This is a genomic window from Endozoicomonas acroporae, assembly GCF_002864045.1.
Lineage (GTDB): Bacteria > Pseudomonadota > Gammaproteobacteria > Pseudomonadales > Endozoicomonadaceae > Endozoicomonas > Endozoicomonas acroporae.
The window spans coordinates 1-20,272 of record NZ_PJPV01000152.1; the positions used below are offsets into that span (position 1 = coordinate 1).

Below are 20,272 nucleotides of genomic sequence, written 5' to 3' on the forward strand. Positions count from 1 at the left end.
TGTTTTACCCGTTCCATGGGAACCAATGAGTGCAATAATCATACTGCTGACCTGTTACAGAGTAAGTAGCTAACCATATGAAATCATATATTTCTGACTCCTTGTGCTGGCACTCTGCTTCGTTACAACTCCGGTCACATAGCTACGGCTATGCTCCCTCCGTTGTGCCTCGCATAGTACCAGCCCAAGTAGCCAGAAATATTCGATTCCATATGGCCAGCTACTTAAGAACCCGGCATATAGCCGGGTTCTATTAAAAATAGCTCAAGCAAAAGGGCAGGCAGTAAAGTGTCATTCTGCTAACGCTTTTTTCTGTAACTCGATAATTTCCTCAATACCGGATCGTGCCAAGGCCATCATGGCCAGCATTTCATTCTGGCTGAAAGGGGCTGCTTCTGCAGTTCCCTGGACCTCGATAAAGCCGCCAGCATCGGTCATCACAACGTTCATGTCCGTTTCGGCACTGGAGTCCTCAGGATAATCAAGGTCAAGAACCGGGCTGCCTTTGTAGATTCCCACGGAAACGGCGGCAATCATGTGCAGGAAAGGATCACTTTTGACCATCTTCTTCTCCTGCATATAGCGCAGTGCATCCACCAGTGCCACACAGGCTCCGGTGATTGAGGCTGTGCGTGTGCCACCGTCGGCCTGAATCACATCACAGTCAATATTAATGGTGTTTTCCCCAAGCTTTCTCATGTCTACCGCCGCACGCAAGGCACGGCCGATCAGGCGCTGAATCTCCAGCGTCCTGCCACCCTGCTTGCCTCTGGAGGCTTCCCTCCCCATCCGTTCCGTGGTGGACCGGGGTAGCATGCCGTACTCGGCGGTGATCCAGCCCTGGCCGGTTCCTTTGAGAAACCGCGGTACACCGCGTTCGACCGACGCGGTACAGATGACTTTGGTATCGCCAAACTCAACGAGCACAGATCCTTCTGCGTGTTTGGTATAGTTGCGGGTGATGTTTACATCACGTAATTGGTCTGCCGTTCTTCCGCTAGGGCGCATTTGGGTTACCTTGGTATGTCTGAAAAAACGTGAGCACTGCAAAATTTGCGGAATTATAACTGTTCAGTGGGTTTTCGGGAAAATAGAGTTTGAATAATCAGCTCTCTTTGTTGATGCTGCGTTATTAAATCAATGACATACACTCAAGTGGTCAGTATTTTTAGAACTATAGTTTTTCCAAAATCTTATCTCATCGGTTTATTTTGTGGATAAACTTCTGAAATAATGAGTGTTTATTAGCCCACCGATTAAAGAGTATTTCATGACTTCCAGCATGACTGCATTCGCCCGTGTTCAGATACAGGAGGATTGGGGAAGCCTGGTATGGGAGATTCGATCCGTTAATCACCGTTACCTTGAACCCCACTTCCGTCTCATGGAACAGGCACGGGAGATCGAGCCTGCGTTGAGAGAATTAATTCGCAAGCAACTGAAACGAGGCAAGGTTGAATGCAGCCTGAAATTTCAGCTGGTTGAGAAAGAGCAGGTGCTTGAACTGAATCGTGTCCTGTTGGAAAAGCTGCAATTGGCAGTGCGTGAGGTTGAGGCCCATTTTTCCCGGGTTGCACCGGTCAATCCTCTTGAGGTTCTGCTGTGGCCCGGCGTGCAGAGCAATGAAGAGACGGAAATGGCCGTTGTTCATCGGGCTGCCATAAAAGGGTTCAATACAGCACTTATTCAACTGAATGAGATGAGACAGCGGGAAGGACAGGAGCTGCAGTCTTTCATTGAGGCCCGTTTGGATAAAATGGGGGATGAGGTGCAGCGGCTTCGTGGGTTGTTGCCGGAAATTCTGCAAAGCCAGCGTGAGAAAATCCTTGATCGACTTGCTGAAGCCAGACAGGAGTTAAATCCGGAGAGGCTGGAGCAGGAAATGGCGATACTGGCTCAGAAGATGGATGTCGATGAAGAGCTGGATCGTCTGGAAACGCATATAGCGGAAGTGCGCCGAACACTGAAAAGCCCCGGGCAGGGAGCGGTCGGACGGCGATTGGATTTTCTGATGCAGGAACTCAACCGGGAGGCAAATACCCTGTCGTCCAAGTCCATTCATGCTGGCCTTACCCAGACTGCTGTTAATCTTAAGGTCCTGATCGAGCAAATGCGTGAGCAGGTTCAGAATATTGAATAGGAAACCTTATATAATCAACAAGTTATTTTTGTTTTTTGGTAAATAGCAGGGCTTATTTCTTAGTCTGACTTATCCTGAAGTACATAGGTTTAAAACAGGGAGCCTTCCCTGGAGTGTTCATGAATATTGGCAAACTTTATATTATTGCTGCCCCTTCCGGCGCTGGCAAGACAAGCCTGGTAAAGGCCATGGTTGAATCTACGCCCCATGTGCGTGTGTCTGTCTCTCATACCACCCGGGGTATCCGGCCTGGTGAGCAGGATGGCGTAAACTATCACTTTACCTCTGTCGAAGGCTTCCGGGACATGTTGAGCAAAGGCATGTTTCTTGAGCATGCTGAAGTCTTTGGTAATTATTATGGAACCTCGGCACACTGGGTTCGTGAACAGCTGAACAAAGGTGAAGATGTTATTCTGGAGATTGACTGGCAGGGGGCGCAGCAGGTTCGCCGTTTGTTGCCTGATGCCGTATCAATCTTTATCCTGCCGCCTTCTCTTGAGGCTCTGAGGGAACGGTTGATCGGGCGGGCTACCGATGACCTTTCGATCATTGAAAGACGTATGTCTCAGGCGGTCAGTGAAATGTCCCATTATGGTGAGTTTGACTACCTGGTAATCAATGATGAGTTTGATCTTGCCTTGCGGGATCTGCAAACCATTATTCGCAGCCAGCGCCTGTCAATTAATTGGATGCAGCACTACAAAGAAGATCTGATTAAAGGTCTCATAAACTGAGTGATTAAGTGTAAGTAGTTGATCAAAAAAGGTCATATTTTCTGATCAGGTGTAAGTCACTCCGTGGCGTTACAACTTGGGTCATGTAACGGCTATGCTCCCTGTGTTGTCCTTGCATAGTGACTGTTCATTCAGGTAGAAATATATGATTCCATTTGGCCAGCTACTTAACAGCTTTAAGCAACAAGCTATATTTAAATCCATAGAATTAAAAGGAAGTAATGCTATGGGTGTGAACAGAGTACCAGGTGGAAACATTCCAAGGTATGATCATAAACATCAGAAATCTGACAAAGCTCAGAATTCCGCACAGGATAATCATCATAAAGTTGGTAGTGTCTCCTGTGACAGTCAAATTAGAAAAACGAATACAGAACATTACCAGGTTGATCATGCAGCAATAAAGCCAAAACAGGTCGATGCCCTGGATCATCTTTCTGATACTTTTATGAAGCGTAATGGTGAGAAAAGTCATCAGTCTGATCGAGACAAACCGCTGACATTCCTTTCTAAAGTGGCTAACAAGGGGATTAAGGCTAAATCTGCAGAAGAGGCAAGAGGTGCAATCCAAAAGTATTTCCAGCTACTGAGGAGATCTTATTCCAGAGAGGCATCTCCTTCACCAGAAATAAGAGAGCAGTTATATAACGACGTTGTAAAACTGTCTGCCAAGGTAATGAGCTTTGAATTTACCGCTGGTCGGGATAAGGATAAGGAAAAAACGCTTGGTTTAACTGCAGAGCTTCTTCAACAAATGCTGAGTGGCCTGAAAACCTCTTCTGCTGAGTTTGTAAACAGTCAGGTGACAGCCGTTCTTTCCCTTGGAATGATGACCCCAGAGGATAAAGCGTTTCTTTTTGGCTCCTGCCTGAATACTCAGATTATTTCTGTGGATAAATACACTGCTGACATAAGAAATTTAGACAATAAAATTTCTAGCCTGAATAAGAAGTTAGCTGGTTCAAAGCAAGGTGAGGCGGAAGGCCTGAAGCGCAGAATCAAATCTGCGGGTATTGAACGGGCTGATTTGGAGAGAAAGCATCAGCTGCTGGTGTCTAAAGAAATGGGGGGGATGCATGGCCAAAAAGAGTTTTTCCAAAGCTGCTATGAAATTATGATGAAGCAAGTCAGGTCTGAAATCAGGGCTGGCTTAAAGAAACAATTAAAGCAAAAAAATAAAGCAAATTTTGCTGAAGGAGTGAAGTTGGTTAACCAAATAATGGGGAAGATGGATTCAACCCTTCGTAGTAAAGCTGAGTCTATTGCTAAAAATGCAGCCAACCAAAAAAAAGGTATTCAAGCGGAGGATATCTATCAGAAAAAAAGATCAGACCTTTTTTTACTACTGAATGAAGAGGTTTCAGGGCTTCTTGGAGGGGATATAAAAGAATCCTCTGACTTAAAACCTTCACCTGTGCATAAAAATGATGCAGTGCCAGCTCATAAGGTTGATGATAGAACAAGTTTTGATAGAAACAGTGAGTCACGTAAGCCTGTGCACAGGAAGAAGAGCCCTGAAACTAATAAACTGTCGACCTCAGTAACGGAAGTGCTAAAAGAAGCTGTTGTTAAGGAGGATCAAAATCCAGAAGCTCCTGCAGCTATTCAGCACAAGCCTTCTGATGTTAAGAACCAGGCCGCAGTTAAGGATCTGATCAAGTTCTTTGAAGACGTTGCTGGGAAACACAGAATTGAGGATAAATAGTAAACCCAATGAAATAATATTGGGTTCCACTTGCCCAACTACAAAATATGGGATTCTCCGGGCTTTAATCAATCTGGCTATAAACTACGCGCGCCCGCTGGCCTTTTGTTATGCCAACGAGCGGTATAGTGTTGTTTCCTTATTTTACAGAGACTTGGTCGCTTCCCTCAGCCATTCAAAATCTTGCCCCTGGAGTTCAGGTGAAAGCGCCTCTCTGACCATTTCGTGGTACCCATTCAGCCAGTTAATTTCTGTATCCGTCATCAAATCTTTCAGCAGGGGGCGAGTGTCAAAGGGTGCAAGGGTCATTGGGATGAGTTTATAGAACTTGCCAAACTCATTCTCAATGTCCTCAGCGATCAGCATAATATTCTCAAGCCTGACTCCATGTTTGTTATCCCGGTAAATGCCGGGTTCGTTGGTCACCAGCATGCCGGGCTTCAGGGCAACGTCAAACCATCTTGGGCTGATGCTCTGGGGGCCTTCATGCACATTCAGGAAGTAGCCCACCCCGTGGCCGGTGCCGTGATTAAAGTCGATACCTTCACTCCACAGAGGCTGCCGGGTAATGGCATCCAGCTGTATTCCCCGTGTTCCCTCCTTGAACCTGGCCGTCGCCAGGGCGATATGGCTTTTCATCACCAGGGTATAGTCTCTCTTCTCCTCATCCGTCATCTCACCGCAGGCAAATGTGCGGGTGATATCCGTTGTTCCATCCGGGTATTGAGCGCCTGAGTCGATTAACAGCAACCCTTTGGTTTGAATGGAGTAAGCGGACTCTTCATCCGCCCGATAGTGACAGATAGCACCATGAGCAGCATAACCAACAATCGAGGGAAAGCTGACCCCCCGGAAATGCTCTGACTCTGAGCGGAACTGCAGCAGCTGTTCATCAACATTGAATTCATTCAGCTGCCCTGTGGGAATATTGGTTTCCAACCACCGGATAAAGCGGACCATGGCCGCACCATCACGGCGATGACACTCCTTCATCCGCTCTATCTCAGTGCTGTTTTTGATGGCCTTCAGGTCGGTGGTGGGCAATCTGTCTTCGATCAGGTGAATCGATGACGGAATCGCGGAGGCCAGTTGGTAACCCGTGGTGGCCGGGTTGATCATCAGGTGGGTGTTATCCGCAAGTGTTGATAGCCTATCCAGGACGTCATCATAGGCAGCCAGCTCTACACCAGCCTTTGCCAGGGCTGACAGCGCATCCGCTGCTATTCGCTCTTTGTTGGTAAACAGTGTGATGCTGTCCGGTGAAATCAGTGCATAGGCAAGAAATACCGGGTTACAGTCAATATCAGACCCCCTCAGATTAAACAGCCAGGCAATATCATCCAGTGTGGTGATCAGAAGCTCCGTTGCTTTTCGCTCCTTGAGAATCTCCCGAACCTCCGTGACCTTCTCTGTGAGGGTTTTACCGGCATAGGTGTCTTGGTGAATAAAGACGGGCTCAGCAGGCCGTGCTGGCCTGTCGGTCCAGATATCATTCAGCAGATCGTGATCGAATTTCAACGTAACGGATTTAGCCGCCAGTTTCTTTTCAAGATTTCTGACCTGGCTCAGATTCAGAGTGGCACCATCGAAGCCAATGCAACCCTGCTCAGAGACTGCTTCTGTCACCCAGTCAACCATTGACGGGACGCCGGGCTGACCATCTTTCATCAGGGTGATTTCTGAGCCTGCCAGCTGTTCTGAGGCCTGAATAAAGTAGCGGCCGTCTGTCCACAGGGCTGCTTTATCCTGTGTTACTACCAGCGTACCAGCAGAGCCATTAAAGCCAGAGAGCCAGGCCCTCCCTTCCCAGTGGGGGGCTACGTACTCACTGTTATGGGCATCGGAAGACGGGATAATCCAGACGTCAATACCATATTCAGCCATTGCGCCACGCAGATCTTGCAGCTTTTTGGTGCTCTTTGGGCTCTTGGTTGAGTCAGAGCGGTTCGGGGTATTCACCATGTATCTATTCCAGGCTTTTGGCCATTCGGCGAGTTAGTGTTGGGCAGGGTTTTTTTTCTACTTAGATGATGCTTACGAATACTATAATCCGCACCCTTTATGGAGCAAACACTAACCCTGCTAAAGCTTGTCTGGCTACAGGTCGTAAAGTACACTAAAGGGTCAGGCAAACCGGCATTAAGGTTCTGTTTCTGAACCTGATTCTAATTGATGGAGTAAAACGTGGCTCGAGTAACTGTAGAAGACTGTCTGGATAACGTAGATAACCGTTTTGAACTGGTGATGGTCGCCTCCAAGCGTGCCCGCCAGCTGACCATTGGTGGCAAGGACCCCAAGGTAGACTGGGAAAATGATAAGGCAACCGTGGTGGCTCTGCGTGAAATCGCCGAAGGCCTGGTAACCCCTCTTTCCGTTGATGACCGCACGGTTGATGACGACGAAGCAGCAATGTTTCTCGCTGGTGTAGAACAATAAGCGTTTTACCTTCGTACTATCTTTGGATCACAAGCTTTAGAAGATAAGAAGGTGCAATGGATGATCTGCGCTTAAGGAGCGGACTTTGCTGACCATCGATGAGTTTGCCGGCCGCTTGAAGTCCTATCTGAATCCCGAGCAGGTCAACCTGGTTCGTCGGGCCTACTATTATGCGGAGCAGGCCCATGACGGACAAACCCGCCGCAGCGGCGATCCGTACATTATTCATCCCCTGGAAGTAGCCTCCATTCTTGCCGATATGCACATGGACCATCAGAGCCTGATGGCTGCCATGTTGCACGATGTTATTGAAGACACCGGTATCGAAAAGCAGGACATTGCCGGGCAGTTCGGTGATGTGATTGCGGACCTTGTGGACGGGGTCAGTAAGCTGACCCACATGAACTTTGAAAACAAGACGCTGGCCCAGGCAGAAAACTTCCAGAAAATGGCGCTGGCCATGGCCAAGGATATCCGCGTCATTCTGGTTAAGCTGTCAGACCGCCTCCATAATATGCGCACGCTGGGTGTGCTGAGGCCTGACAAGCGCCGTCGTATAGCCAAGGAAACGCTGGATATCTATGTGCCAATTGCCAACCGTCTTGGCATGCACACGCTCCGAATAGAGCTGGAGGATCTGGGCTTCTTTGCCATGTACCCCATGCGGGCCCGGCTGATTCGACAGGCGGTGCGTAATGCCCGTGGCAACCGTAAAGACCTGGTCAGCCAGGTTCAGCAGGCGATTGCTGCCCGTCTGGAAGAAGAAGGCCTGAAAGGCCGGGTAGTGGGGCGTGAAAAGCATCTGTACAGCATCTACAGCAAGATGAAGAACCAGAGTAAGTCCTTTGACGACATCATGGACATGTTTGCGTTCCGAATCATTGTGGACAAGGTAGACAGCTGCTATCGGGCGCTGGGCATTGTCCATAACTTCTATAAGCCCATTCCCGGGCGGTTCAAAGATTACATTGCCATCCCGAAAGCCAATGGCTACCAGTCACTTCATACCACCCTGTTTGGTATGCACGGTGTGCCCATAGAAATCCAGATCCGGACCCAGGAAATGGAAGACATGGCCAATAATGGCATTGCTGCCCACTGGCTTTACAAGTCCGGAGAAGAAGCGCTGTCCGGCAGTCATGCCAGAACCCGGCAGTGGCTCAAAGGCGTACTGGAACTGCAGAAAAATGCCGGAGACTCACTGGAGTTTATTGAGAACGTGAAAATCGATCTCTTCCCGGATGAGGTGTATGTCTTTACCCCCAAAGGGCATATTTTAGAGCTGCCCAAAGGTGCGACAGCGGTTGACTATGCTTATGCTGTCCATACCGATGTGGGGAATACCTGTGTAGCCTGTCGTATCAATAAACGTCTGGCGTCACTCAGTCAGCCGTTGCAGAGTGGTCAAACGGTTGAAGTGGTTACCGCACCGGGCGCACGACCCAATGCGGCCTGGTTGAATTTTGTTGTCACGGGTAAAGCGCGGTCCAACATTCGCCACTTCCTCAAGCATCAGCGCAGAAATGAGTCAATTGCCCTGGGCCGACGTTTGCTGAGCAAAGCACTGGTCAGTTTTGACAGCAGCCTTGAGCAAATCAGTGAAGAGGTCATTCGCCAGCAGCTGTCCGTGTTTGATCTGGATGACCTTGATGGGCTGCTGGAAGATATTGGTCTCGGTAACCGTATGGCCTATATCGTTGCCAAGATACTGGTTGAGCCCGGCAGCCTGCCTGAGAACAAGAGTCAACTGGACCTGTCCAACAGTGAGAAACCGCTCTCCATTCGTGGCTCTGAAGGCATGGTCATCAGCTTTGGCAAGTGCTGCTATCCAATACCGGGAGACCCGGTGGTTGGCCATGTCAGCTCGGGCCGTGGCATTGTTATTCATACGGATACCTGCCCGAATGTCTCTGAAATTCGACATAACCCGGAGAAGGTTCTGGAAGTTGAGTGGGATAAGGACGTCTCCGGTGAGTTTACCGTAGAACTCAGCGTAGAGCTGGAGCATCACCGTGGTATGATTGCCTCTCTGGCTACCGCAATAACTGCGGTGGAAGGCAATATTGAGAAGATCAGTATGGTCGAGCAGGACTCCCGTTGCAGCATTGTTCAGTTGCTGCTCAGTGTTCGTGACCGGGTGCATCTGGCCAAAATTATTAAACGACTTCGGGTTATTAAAGGGGTTTACTCGATTATTCGACGACGTCGGGATTCATAAACGTCTGTGAATAAAAGCATTGCAAGAAAAAACCGGATGCTGTATCGCAAAAACACAGTATCCCGTAAATATCGCTCTAAATCCTTGAAAAATAATGTTTACACCCTAGTATCGGGTGTCTTCTTTTTCTTTTTTTCCATAGGCTTCTGATTCCCAAGCTTAAGAGAGTAGATCGATGAGTAACCGACAGACGATTAATACTGATAAGGCACCCAAAGCTATTGGCACCTATTCTCAGGCGGTAAAAGCAGGAACCACTGTTTATATCTCGGGCCAGATTCCACTGGTTGCAGACACCATGGAATTACTGGAGGGAAGCTTTAAGGAGAAGACCCGCCTCTGCTTTGAAAACCTGAAAGCCATTGCCATGGCGGCTGGCGGAACCCTTGGCGATGCTGCCAAGGTGACAATTTACCTGACCGATATGGCGAACTTTGCTGAAGTCAATGAGGTCATGGCTGAGTTTTTTAAACAGCCTTATCCTGCCCGTGCCGCTATTGGTGTCAAAGAGTTGCCAAAAGGTGTACCGGTTGAGGTAGAGGCTATTCTGGAACTGAAATAAGTTTTTGCAGTGATAGCAGCTCCTGGTCATCTTGAGTCAGGGGCTTTACGAATATTCTGCGGCGAACATTGCTTTTTGGTTTGATTCTTTGACAGCTTTCTGATGTATCAATAATCACTATTGGTCGAGTTGCATTGTCGATACTGGGCTTAGTCTGGAGTCTCAGGCAGTGTGAGCACTCGGAATAGAACTGGCAGTGGCTCTGCCATTGCATATCAAAAATTTCTGAGTGATGTTTGCCTGATTCATTCTTGATACAGCCTTGCCCTGCGGGTAATGAGTGCATTGCTATATCACCCTGCCCTCCGGCAATTTCATTAACAGATCGTCCTGAGTGGCAATGCGCTGACAAAGTGCTCTTGGTGTTTTCTGCATTGAGGCTCTGCACCCTGTTGTGTATTGGTGCGACAGAAGTTGATGGGGCGGCGCTCACAATCTTGTGCTCTTTCCAGTGGTTAATAACCATTAGAAAGATTTTTAAAGCGATAGTTCAAAAATAATAAAGCGAATTGTGGCTCGACATGCCCATCAACCTGTCTTGTGGATAACTCTGTGAATTATATCTTGGTAAGCCGTTAATAAGCCTGTATTAACGGTCGTTCAGGTTTTTCTAGCCTGTGGATGATCAGGCTCTGCTGGCTGTCAGTCTGCCCGCAGAACCTGCCTGCTTTAATCCCTGTTATGGAGAAGGCTGGTATAACCACTTTTGTAATCAGGAAAGTAAAATTTATAACCTGTCTCAATAATCCGCTGGTTAGAGCACCGTCGATTACCCCTTTGTGGCGATGGATAATTGCTATTGTCTAATGCCACATTCAATTGCTCACCAAGCCATTGCAGCACATCAAACGTGGTCGCTGGGGTACTGTCAACGCCGAGATATAAGTTATCCACCGGCAGATGGTCCATATCGCGCCGAATAAGGTGGGCGATGATGCCGGCGCAGTCTTTCTGGTGAATTCGGTTACTGTATACGGCGGGCTTTATCGGGCAGCCTTCACCTTTCAACACCCGGCTGATCAGCCGGTTTCGTCCGGGTCCATAAATCCCGCCAAAACGTATGGCCGTGCCAGGGAAGGGAGCATGCTGTAACCGTTTTTCTGCGGCCAGCATGATTCGACCATTGAATTTCACCGGCTGGGTTGCCGATGTTTCGTTCACCCATTCGCCATTACTCTGATGGAAAGTGCTGGTGCTGGAGGTGAAAAAAATACGTTTTGGCTGGTATTGCTCGTTCACCAGACGGTTAAGAATATTTTGCAGCCCATCAATGTAAGCCTGTTGATAATGCGCTTCCGTTCGCCCATTAGAGGCGGCGGCATAGACCACGTAGTCAATCTGCTCAGGCCAGTCACCGAGCATTTCGGCATTAAACAGATCACCCCGGATGGGGTTAACGTCAGCAGGCAACCTGGCAATATTTCGCCGTAACCCCCAGACATTAAAGCATTTCATGGCGGTTAACTGCCGGGCGAGTTCACAGCCAACATCGCCACAACCCGCAATCAGTATATTGAGCTTATTCATAGCTATAGTCTATTGGTTGGTATAATCTTCGGAAAAAACATAATGGCAATTTCGTTTATATGGCTGTATAAATTTACAGTATTATAGATGGCACTAGCATCCTTGCCAGTCTTTCAGGGCTTTTAGGAGCTGAAGGCTTTAGGTGAACTCAGGGCTGTTTATCGAGCTGTCTTATCAAAACAGTTGAACATCATTATGACACTGACAGAACTTCGCTACATTGTCACCCTTGCCCAGGAGCAGCACTTTGGCAGAGCTGCCAGTAAGTGCTTTGTCAGCCAGCCAACACTGAGTGTCGGGGTCAAAAAGCTGGAAGATGAACTGGGTGTTGCCCTGTTTGAGCGAACCCGGAATGCGGTTCGTGTTACCCCAATGGGTGAATTGATCGTCAGTCAGGCCCAGAAAGTTCTGGAAGAGGCCTCGGCCATCAAACAACTGGCGAAAACCGGTCAGGATCAGCTCAGTTCTCCCCTGCGAGTGGGTGCGATCTACACCATTGGCCCTTACCTTTTTCCCCATCTGATTCCTCAGCTGGCACAGTCCGCCCCCAATATGCCGCTGTATATTGAGGAAAACTTTACCGCTGTTTTGCGCAAAAAACTGCGTCTGGGAGAGCTGGATGCCATTATCATTGCCCTGCCCTTTAATGAACCGGATGTGTTAACCAGGCCGCTTTATGATGAGCCCTTCCGGGTATTGTTGCCAGGTGGTCATCCCTGGGAACGTCAGAGCGAAATTGATCCGGCTGACCTGGTCAAAGAAAAGCTGCTGCTGCTGGGCGAAGGCCACTGCTTCCGTGACCAGGTGCTGGAGGCCTGCCCGATGCTGGCCAGTAAAAAAGAGACGGGCGATGATGGCAGTGGTATTGAAGCAACCTCACTGGAAACCATCCGACATATGGTGGCGTCGGGTATGGGTATCAGTGTGCTGCCACAGTCAGCCGTTGTCGATCATCACTATGCGCCCAATATTCTCAGCACCCGGCCATTTTGTTCGCCAGCGCCTGGCAGGACGGTGGCCCTGGCCTGGCGCGCCAGCTTCCCGAGGCCGAAGGCAATTGATGTGCTTTCTGATGCCTTGAGGCAGTGTTCGGTTAATCAATAAGTGGGCCTATGGTGAGTATGAACAGGTCATTACACGATATTCCGGTAACCACGTTAAAAGGCGTTGGTGATGCCCTGGCCGGGAAGTTGGCCAGAATCGGCATTGTCACTATTCAAGACCTGCTGTTTCACCTGCCAATGCGTTATCAGGACAGAACCAGGGTGACGCCCATCGGCACACTTCAGCCTCAAACCGATGTGGTGATTCAGGGGAAGGTGCTGGCATCGGATATCGTGATGGGCAAACGTCGCAGCCTGCTGTGCCGGGTCGGTGACGGGTCCGGATCCATAAGCCTGAGGTTCTTTCACTTTACCGCTGCCCAGAAAAACAACCTCCGGCATGGGGTTGAAATTCGCTGCTTCGGAGAACCCCGGCGCGGTGCTACCGGGCTTGAGATGTACCACCCTGAATACCGGGTGATCAAGGCCGATGCCCCGGCAGATGTTGAAGAGACATTAACGCCGGTCTATCCGGCAACAGAAGGACTGACCCAACAGCGAATCCGCAGTTTGTGCGAGCAGGCATTGAAGCTGCTCGGCGATGAAAGCTCTCTGCAAGAGCTTCTCCCGGAGCAGATTCGGCAGCAATATCACCTCAGCTCACTGGTGGAAGCCGTTCGACTCCTGCATCAGCCGCCACCGGAAGAGTCGATGATACTGCTCAGCGAAGGGCGGCATCCTGCCCAGCAACGTCTGGCTTTTGAGGAGTTATTGGCCCATAACCTCAGTCTTCAGCAGCTTAGAAGGCGGGTACAGGCGATCGGCGGTTTTGCCATGCCACCAAAAAGCCGGTTAACCCAACAGTTATTGGCGCAACTTCCCTTTTCCCTGACCTCTGCCCAGCAGCGAGTGGCCGATGATATCAGCCAGGATATGGCCCTGGAAAAGCCCATGCTGCGACTGGTGCAGGGGGATGTTGGTTCGGGCAAAACCGTTGTCGCCGCGCTGGCCGCACTGCAGGCGGTGGAAAATGGTTATCAGGCCGCAGTGATGGCTCCAACGGAAATTCTGGCTGAGCAACATCAGCTTAACTTCGCAAACTGGCTTAAGCCGCTGGGTATTGCCACGGCTTTCCTGTCCGGAAAAACCAAAGGTAAAAAACGTCAGGAAATTTTGGCCCGGATCGCTTCTGGCGAAGCCATGGTTGTAGTCGGCACTCACGCCCTGTTTCAGGACGATGTGATATTCCATAAGCTGGGCATGGCGGTGATTGATGAGCAACATCGATTTGGCGTTCATCAACGCCTGGCACTGCGAAAAAAAGGGGCAAAAAATGGCGGGCTGCCGGACCAGCTGATTATGACCGCCACCCCGATCCCCAGAACATTGGCCATGAGTGCTTACGCCGATCTCGATGTTTCTGTGATTGACGAGCTGCCGCCGGGACGGACACCCATCAACACCGTCGTTATAGGTGACGACCGTCGTGAAGAGGTCATTAAACGCCTCAAGGCCGCCTGCCTTGAAGGACGGCAGGCTTATTGGGTATGCACGCTGATCGAAGAGTCTGAAGCATTGCAGTGTCAGGCAGCAGAAGTAACGGCAGAGCAATTGCGAGAAACACTTCCAGAGTTGTCTATAGGTCTGGTTCATGGCCGGATGAAAGCCAACGAAAAGGCGGAGGTGATGAACGCTTTCAAGGAGGGGCATCTGCACCTGCTGGTAGCAACCACCGTTATTGAAGTGGGTGTTGATGTACCCAATTCAAGCCTGATGATCATTGAAAACCCGGAAAGGCTGGGGCTGGCCCAGTTGCATCAGCTTCGGGGGCGAGTGGGGCGTGGGAATATTGCCAGCCACTGTCTGCTGATGTATCACGCGCCTTTATCCCGGCAAAGCAGGGAACGTTTACAGGTGATGAGGGATTCGAATGACGGCTTTGTGATCGCCGAAAAAGATCTGCAGCTAAGAGGCCCGGGTGAGGTTTTAGGTACCCGGCAAACAGGTCTGGCACAATTTCGGGTTGCCGATCTGGAGCGGGATCGTGACTTGCTGGTGGCTGTGCGCACGGCTGCTCAGGAATTAATTCACCAGTCACCAGAAGCAGTAGAGCCGTTGGTGAATCGCTGGCTGAGCAAGGGGGAAGAGTACGCGAATGTTTGACCAGATTCAGGGGAATCCGCAGCAGGTCAGTTAATTATTGGTCGGCCTCCCGTGAACCTGTATCGGGCATGATCTGCCAGAAGGAAACAACCTCTGGCACTGAAACATCACCATTCTCAGGGGGCAAACCGGTGACCTGAAGATTGCGGCTGCACGGGCTGAAGCAAAATTTCGCAATCCTGTTTTCTGTTTGCAAACGGGCCCTTTCCTGCCAGCTCCCGTCTGCCATCAACCCGAACAAAATCAGGCTGTGAGTATTCGTTTCAGGAACTACAGCCAGCAGGTAACCTTCTTGATTGAAATCTGCTTTTTTGATGGAAAATTCGATGCGTTGTCTGGCCCACTCACCAACAGACTTACGTTGATAGACATCTGTATGGCCCGCAGGATCGTTACAAACAATGGTTTCACCGCTGGGGCTGATTTTTGTCAGGGACTCAGCCGGAAATGTTTGTGTCCGACCCCACATTCCGTCCGCCTTGCGCCAGATTGTTACGCCCCCCCACATCTCTCTAATGAATTCACAAGGGTCCACAGAAAAATGAATCATACCACCACCGCAAGGGGGGGGCTCCTGAACAGAAGGCAGCCATTGGTCGTCAGCATTTAATTCCCAGATATCCAGACCATCTTCAGTGGTGATAATCAGACAGCGACCATCGGGGCTGAAATCAGGTTGAATATCGTAATAACGACTTGGACAATCGCAGGTTTTAATAATTCTCTGTTTTTCACGCCACTGCCCTTCCGGGTCCGGGGCAAAAATGACGACAAAGAAATAATCTCGTCGAATAGAAGCGTTGTAGCAATCATCGCCGGCATCTTCAAACCATGTGGCAAAATGGCGGTTATCCGGGCTGAATAGCACTTGGAGATCAAAATCATACTCGCTCACTTTATCGCCACTGGGTGTGAGTTTCAGGTCATCATCAGGATCTTTAACAATAATGTCACCCGTTTGTGACCAGGATTCATCGTCTGCCTTGCCCATCACCGTAATGAATGATCCACTATAAAGCACAAGATGTTTGCTGTCGGCACTGAACAGTAAATCATGATTAAGACCTGTATGAATGTTGCCTCTATTGACCCACCGGCCATCGGTACCCCGACCGAGAATAGCACCAGCTCTTCCGATGTTAATGCAGACCAGTGACCTGGCATCTGGTGACAGATGCATGGAAGTCATAAACTTTGACTCACATTGAGGAAAAACGTCACCCGTTGTCAGTTGCTGTTGCTCAACCCACGAATCATTCCTGCATTCATAAACAGACAGCAAGTGCTCTTCGCCACTGTAATCGTAGTGAAAAAATCCCGCACTCCCAAAGCTTACCGGAACGGATTGTGGGACAAATAAAATATGGTCGGCATGCTGATGACCATAACTGGCAAAATCCTCGTGTTTGATTTCAGCTTTCCTGACCCAGTGACCATGCTCCAGAGCCAGAATATCACTGTAATTCCTCGCCTTCCTCTCGATGATGATGGGAATATGGTCACACAGATGACGGGTAGAGCGATTAAGATTTCTGCTGCCACTGGGTATAAGGGTCAGTGCTGCCCCATCAAGAATCTGCTGGCGCAAATGGCTGGCATAAAATGAGTAAAAAGCCGGACCCAGTTGCGCAGGAAAGCGTCGAACAGAAAATATGGACAATGTTCTGAGGTGCTCAAGGAGTTGCTGACTGGACTGAATGATTGCCCGGCACGAAGACTGCCTTTGCCTGGTCAGGGAGAGGAAGTAATGGACCTCTGCCAGGCCGCATGACCGCAGACGATCGGCCGTTGTCGGCGATGCTTGCGCAAAATTATTGATTTCGTTAATTGATAAATAGCTGGCGATTTTGGCGAACACTTCCTGGGATACGCGAACCCACCGGTGATCAAAGTGAGCCATATCACGGGCTACTTCAGGCTTGATTTCATTGCCCAATGTATCGACATCGGTACTGGTCTTTAACCTCTTTGCAGGTGGCATAATGTTAACCCCCCAAGGTGACTCAGGCAGTCAAGTATAGTCCTGCTGCAAGGATGGTCAGGCACAATCTGCGATGCAGAATTAACAGAACAAATGTTGTACTTTTCCGCGACTAACTGTTTACACCTGTGAAAGCGACCGATAAAACAGGTGTAGACTACCTTCGATCAGATCTTGTCCAGCAAGGGTGGCTGGAAAGATGCTGAAGAGGCCATTGCCATGGTAAGGGGCAGTGGTCACCCCTTTAAAAGAAGGAATTCAATAATTGATATTGAGCTTTCTAAACAGGAATCCCAGGCACCACAATGGCCCAATCAACAAAAACTGCAGATCCTCAAAAAAAGACGGCTTTTTCCCTTCCACCCTGTGACCAATAAACTGAAAGATCCAGGCAACAACAAAAATCGCAATACTGGCCTGTAGGACATAAGCTCCAAGCGCTTGAGAGATGGCTGCTGATGCGGCAAAGACAACAATCATGGCCAGCGACAGTTTGAAGGAGAGCTTGAAATAGAACAGCAGGGTAACGGCCATCATCGCCCAGGTGGCAACGGGGCTGAATGCCCATAGTATACCGATAATGCTGAAAAGGATGGATGGCACACAGATCCAGTGGATCAATTTATTGGTGGGATTCTGGTGGCTTTCGCCATATTCCGTGAACCACTGCTCGACGGTTTTCATAGCTAAGACGCCTCTTTATATTCTTATTATTGATACGAGGAGGTAATTTATCACCTGCTGCCACGGTTCTCAATTGGTGTCTGGTCAGCTATCCACGGGCATAAAGTTGCATCTATTAAAAAGCCCGGAGTTCAGTCCGGGCTTTGAGTTATGCTGGATGATAATCAGGCATTGGTAGCAACAAAGTACTTGGGATCTGCGATAACGTTCACTTCCACCAGGTTACCCGCTTTTTTCAGCAGTTTTCTGCAGTCATTGCTGAGGTGAAGGAGGTGTAGCGTCCTGCCACTGTTCATATAGCGCTCGGCCAGGGTATCGATGGCTTCAAGCCCGGAATGGTCACAGACCCTGGAGTCCCGGAAGTCGATAATCACATCTCTGTTGTCGTCTTTAGGCGAAAACTGCGTCAGAAAGTGTGTGGTGGAACCAAAGAAGAGTGGGCCATGCACCTTATAAATCGTTGAGCCATCCTGGTCTTCCAGTTTTGTGATTTTGATCTGTTTGGCATGCTCCCAGGCAAAAATCAGGGCAGAAACAATAACGCCGACAATAACCGCCACAGCCAGGTCGGTCAGAACGGTCACTACCGAAACCAGTACCAGCACAAAGGCGTCCCCTTTGGGCACTTTGTTCATGATTCTGAAGCTACTCCACTCAAAGGTTCCGATAACAACGATGAACATAACACCAACCAGGGCAGCCACCGGAATCATTTCAATTAATGAAGAAGCAAAGAGGATAAAGCTCAGCAAGAATAACGCCGCAGAAATACCAGACAGACGGCCCCGGCCGCCAGAGTTCACATTGATCATACTCTGGCCAATCATCGCACAGCCACCCATGCCGCCAAAGAAACCGGTAACCACATTGGCCACACCCTGACCCACACACTCCCGGTTACTGCTGCCGTGTGTTTCGGTGATTTCATCAACCATTCTCAGGGTCAGCAGTGACTCAATGATACCGATAGCGGCCAGAATCAGAGAGTAGGGTAAGATGATCGTCAGGGTTTCAAAAGTAAACGGCACTGAAGGAATGCTGAATGCCGGAAGCCCGCCCGCAATACCGGCAACATCGCCAACGGTTCTGGTATCCAGATTCAAACCAAGGGCGAGAGCGGTGACCACCATGATGGCGGCCAGAGAAGACGGAATGGCCGTGGTCAGCCTGGGCAGAAAATGGATGATGGCCATGGTTAAGGCAACCAGCCCGAGCATCAAATAGAGCTCACTGCCTTTCATCCAGGCAACATCAATAACACTGTTTTCCAGAAAAGAGCCGGTTAACCAGCCGACTTCACCCTGAACACCAAACTGACTCAGCTGCGCCAGGAAGATCACGATGGCCAGACCGTTTACAAAGCCAAGCATCACCGGATGGGGAACCATTCTGATGAACTTGCCGAGTTTGAATAGACCGGCGAGCACTTGAATAATGCCCATCAGAACCACCGTCGCAAACAGGTACTGTACCCCGTGACTGGCAACCAGGCTGACCATAACCACGGCCAGGGCACCCGTTGCTCCGGATATCATCCCCGGGCGGCCACCAATGGCAGCAGTAATCAGACCAACAAGAAAGGCGGCATATAAACCGACCAGAGGCTCGACCCCGGCAACAAAGGCAAAGGCGACAGCTTCTGGAACAAGAGCAAGCGCTACCGTTAAACCGGAAAGAAGATCATTCTTTATGGAGGCAACGTTTCTGGCGTGGGGTTCGAACAAGTGGTGTCTCCAGTAATATATGAGTCTTGAAAGGTGTTAACGGCATATAGGTGCCGGTATTGATTGTTTACTATTGGAGAATAGTAGAGCTGTCATATGTCGTACTGCCCGGCGGGGTATTGTGAAAAGAACCGGGAGCAAACGAGACACATGGAGTGTCGGCAAGCTGGCTGGTAGCATTGCGGCCACATTGGGGCGATTGAGTATCCTGAAGCCGCTTGCCGCTTTTAAATCAGGCGCAAACTATTGTCTGTTTTGTGAAGGGCATTCTAAAGAAGGGGGTTTGTAAAGGCAATGTCATGGCTTTACCCTATATAAATGCCATGGCTCTACCCTATATAGAGGCTATCAGCCACCGCTGATTCGGAGTGTGACTTAATTATAGGTATTATCCTCAGGTTGTCACATAAAACATCTGCCGTATAATTAGCCCCACCTCCACGGACTGACCCAAACGGTCACCCACGGATCGGCAGAATGAATCATCATCGCTGACCGGGAAGTGCGGTTTGAAAATGGGTTGTTTGGATTGAATGAAAAACAACCGGTTGACAAATCAAACTGGCGCGGTAAGATGCGCCTCCGCTGACAGGGCTTGAAGCAACGTCAGCGAGTTGGAAAGCTTCTTTCTTCTTCTGAAAAATGATTGCTTGACAACGAAAGTCGCCACGGTAAGATAGGCGGCCTTGCTTTCGGTGGTCGGTTGGCAGTTGCCAGTGACCAGTTATGCAAAGCAAACGTTCTTTAACAAGATATCAGACAATTCGTGTGGGCGCTTGTGCGATGGCATCGGTAACAAAGCTTCGGCTTTGAACACTTTAAGATGCTTAATTGATCAAGCGAACATACCTGTAAATTCATGTACGTTTAATTGTGACATTGAGCCGTTGCCTTGCTTCTCGGAGTAAAGCAACACAACGATTTAAACTGAAGAGTTTGATCATGGCTCAGATTGAACGCTGGCGGCAGGCCTAACACATGCAAGTCGAGCGGTAGCAGGAAGTGCTTGCACTTCGCTGACGAGCGGCGGACGGGTGCGTAACACGTAGGAATCTGCCTGGTAGTGGGGGATAGCCCGGAGAAATCCGGATTAATACCGCATACGCACTAGCTCTTTAAGAGCGGTGGAAAGCAGGGGATCGGTTCGCCGACCTTGCGCTATCAGATGAGCCTGCGTCGGATTAGCTGGTTGGTGGGGTAAAGGCCTACCAAGGCGACGATCCGTAGCTGGTCTGAGAGGATGATCAGCCACACTGGGACTGAGACACGGCCCAGACTCCTACGGGAGGCAGCAGTGGGGAATATTGCACAATGGGCGAAAGCCTGATGCAGCCATGCCGCGTGTGTGAAGAAGG

General features: G+C 49.6%; 14 protein-coding genes and 1 rRNA gene. 9 read left to right on the plus strand and 6 right to left on the minus strand.

Annotated features, from left to right (window positions below):
- Positions 1 to 291: 291 nt before the first annotated feature.
- Positions 292 to 1,008 (minus strand): ribonuclease PH, encoded by a 717-nt coding sequence (gene rph / locus CX664_RS20750; RefSeq protein WP_101748577.1) that lies wholly within the window; start codon positions 1,006 to 1,008, stop codon positions 292 to 294.
- A 274-nt stretch (positions 1,009 to 1,282) separates the two neighbouring features.
- Between rph and CX664_RS20755 the strand changes: the two genes are divergently transcribed.
- From CX664_RS20755 to CX664_RS20765, 3 genes are all read left to right on the plus strand, one after another.
- A complete protein-coding gene (locus CX664_RS20755) occupies positions 1,283 to 2,140 on the plus strand; it encodes a YicC/YloC family endoribonuclease (RefSeq protein ID WP_244910703.1) in 858 nt (285 codons plus the stop codon).
- A 119-nt stretch (positions 2,141 to 2,259) separates the two neighbouring features.
- Positions 2,260 to 2,874 carry a guanylate kinase gene (gene gmk / locus CX664_RS20760; RefSeq protein ID WP_101748579.1) on the plus strand — a complete coding sequence of 205 codons (615 nt, stop codon included), beginning with the start codon at positions 2,260 to 2,262 and terminating at the stop codon, positions 2,872 to 2,874.
- 145 nt (positions 2,875 to 3,019) lie between these two features.
- Positions 3,020 to 4,579 (plus strand): hypothetical protein, encoded by a 1,560-nt coding sequence (locus CX664_RS20765; RefSeq protein WP_101748580.1) that lies wholly within the window; start codon positions 3,020 to 3,022, stop codon positions 4,577 to 4,579.
- Positions 4,580 to 4,723: 144 nt separating this feature from the next.
- Here CX664_RS20765 and CX664_RS20770 read toward each other — a convergent pair whose 3' ends face one another.
- Positions 4,724 to 6,541 (minus strand): aminopeptidase P family protein, encoded by a 1,818-nt coding sequence (locus tag CX664_RS20770; RefSeq protein ID WP_101748581.1) that lies wholly within the window; start codon positions 6,539 to 6,541, stop codon positions 4,724 to 4,726.
- A 222-nt stretch (positions 6,542 to 6,763) separates the two neighbouring features.
- Here CX664_RS20770 and rpoZ point away from each other — a divergent pair, with 222 nt between their 5' ends.
- The 3 genes from rpoZ (at position 6,764) to CX664_RS20785 (ending at position 9,795) form a co-directional block, all read left to right on the plus strand.
- On the plus strand, positions 6,764 to 7,015 hold the full coding sequence (gene rpoZ / locus CX664_RS20775) for a DNA-directed RNA polymerase subunit omega (protein ID WP_066016900.1): 252 nt from the start codon (positions 6,764 to 6,766) through the stop codon (positions 7,013 to 7,015).
- 85 nt (positions 7,016 to 7,100) lie between these two features.
- Positions 7,101 to 9,233, plus strand: coding sequence for a bifunctional GTP diphosphokinase/guanosine-3',5'-bis pyrophosphate 3'-pyrophosphohydrolase (gene spoT, locus CX664_RS20780; RefSeq protein WP_101748582.1), 2,133 nt, complete (start codon positions 7,101 to 7,103; stop codon positions 9,231 to 9,233).
- 175 nt (positions 9,234 to 9,408) lie between these two features.
- Complete coding sequence (locus CX664_RS20785) at positions 9,409 to 9,795, plus strand: RidA family protein (RefSeq protein WP_101748583.1); 387 nt, start codon at positions 9,409 to 9,411, stop codon at positions 9,793 to 9,795.
- 669 nt (positions 9,796 to 10,464) lie between these two features.
- On the opposite strand, the gene CX664_RS20795 is transcribed toward CX664_RS20785, so the two are convergent.
- Positions 10,465 to 11,322, minus strand: a complete 858-nt coding sequence (locus CX664_RS20795; RefSeq protein WP_101748585.1) for an SDR family oxidoreductase — start codon at positions 11,320 to 11,322, stop codon at positions 10,465 to 10,467.
- Positions 11,323 to 11,517: 195 nt separating this feature from the next.
- Between CX664_RS20795 and CX664_RS20800 the strand changes: the two genes are divergently transcribed.
- On the plus strand, positions 11,518 to 12,426 hold the full coding sequence (locus CX664_RS20800; protein ID WP_101748589.1) for a hydrogen peroxide-inducible genes activator: 909 nt from the start codon (positions 11,518 to 11,520) through the stop codon (positions 12,424 to 12,426).
- A gap of 17 nt (positions 12,427 to 12,443) precedes the next feature.
- A complete protein-coding gene (gene recG / locus CX664_RS20805) occupies positions 12,444 to 14,528 on the plus strand; it encodes an ATP-dependent DNA helicase RecG (protein ID WP_101748590.1) in 2,085 nt (694 codons plus the stop codon).
- Between the two features lie 34 nt (positions 14,529 to 14,562).
- Here the strand turns inward: recG and CX664_RS20810 are convergent, their stop codons facing one another.
- From CX664_RS20810 to CX664_RS20820, 3 genes are all read right to left on the minus strand, one after another.
- Positions 14,563 to 16,509, minus strand: coding sequence for a hypothetical protein (locus CX664_RS20810; protein WP_101748586.1), 1,947 nt, complete (start codon positions 16,507 to 16,509; stop codon positions 14,563 to 14,565).
- A gap of 258 nt (positions 16,510 to 16,767) precedes the next feature.
- Positions 16,768 to 17,193 carry an Mpo1 family 2-hydroxy fatty acid dioxygenase gene (locus CX664_RS20815; RefSeq protein ID WP_101748587.1) on the minus strand — a complete coding sequence of 142 codons (426 nt, stop codon included), beginning with the start codon at positions 17,191 to 17,193 and terminating at the stop codon, positions 16,768 to 16,770.
- Between the two features lie 164 nt (positions 17,194 to 17,357).
- A complete protein-coding gene (locus CX664_RS20820; protein WP_101748588.1) occupies positions 17,358 to 18,917 on the minus strand; it encodes a SulP family inorganic anion transporter in 1,560 nt (519 codons plus the stop codon).
- A 924-nt stretch (positions 18,918 to 19,841) separates the two neighbouring features.
- On the opposite strand from CX664_RS20820, the gene CX664_RS20825 reads away from it, so the two are divergent.
- A 16S ribosomal RNA gene (locus tag CX664_RS20825) occupies positions 19,842 to 20,272 on the plus strand; the annotation flags it as partial.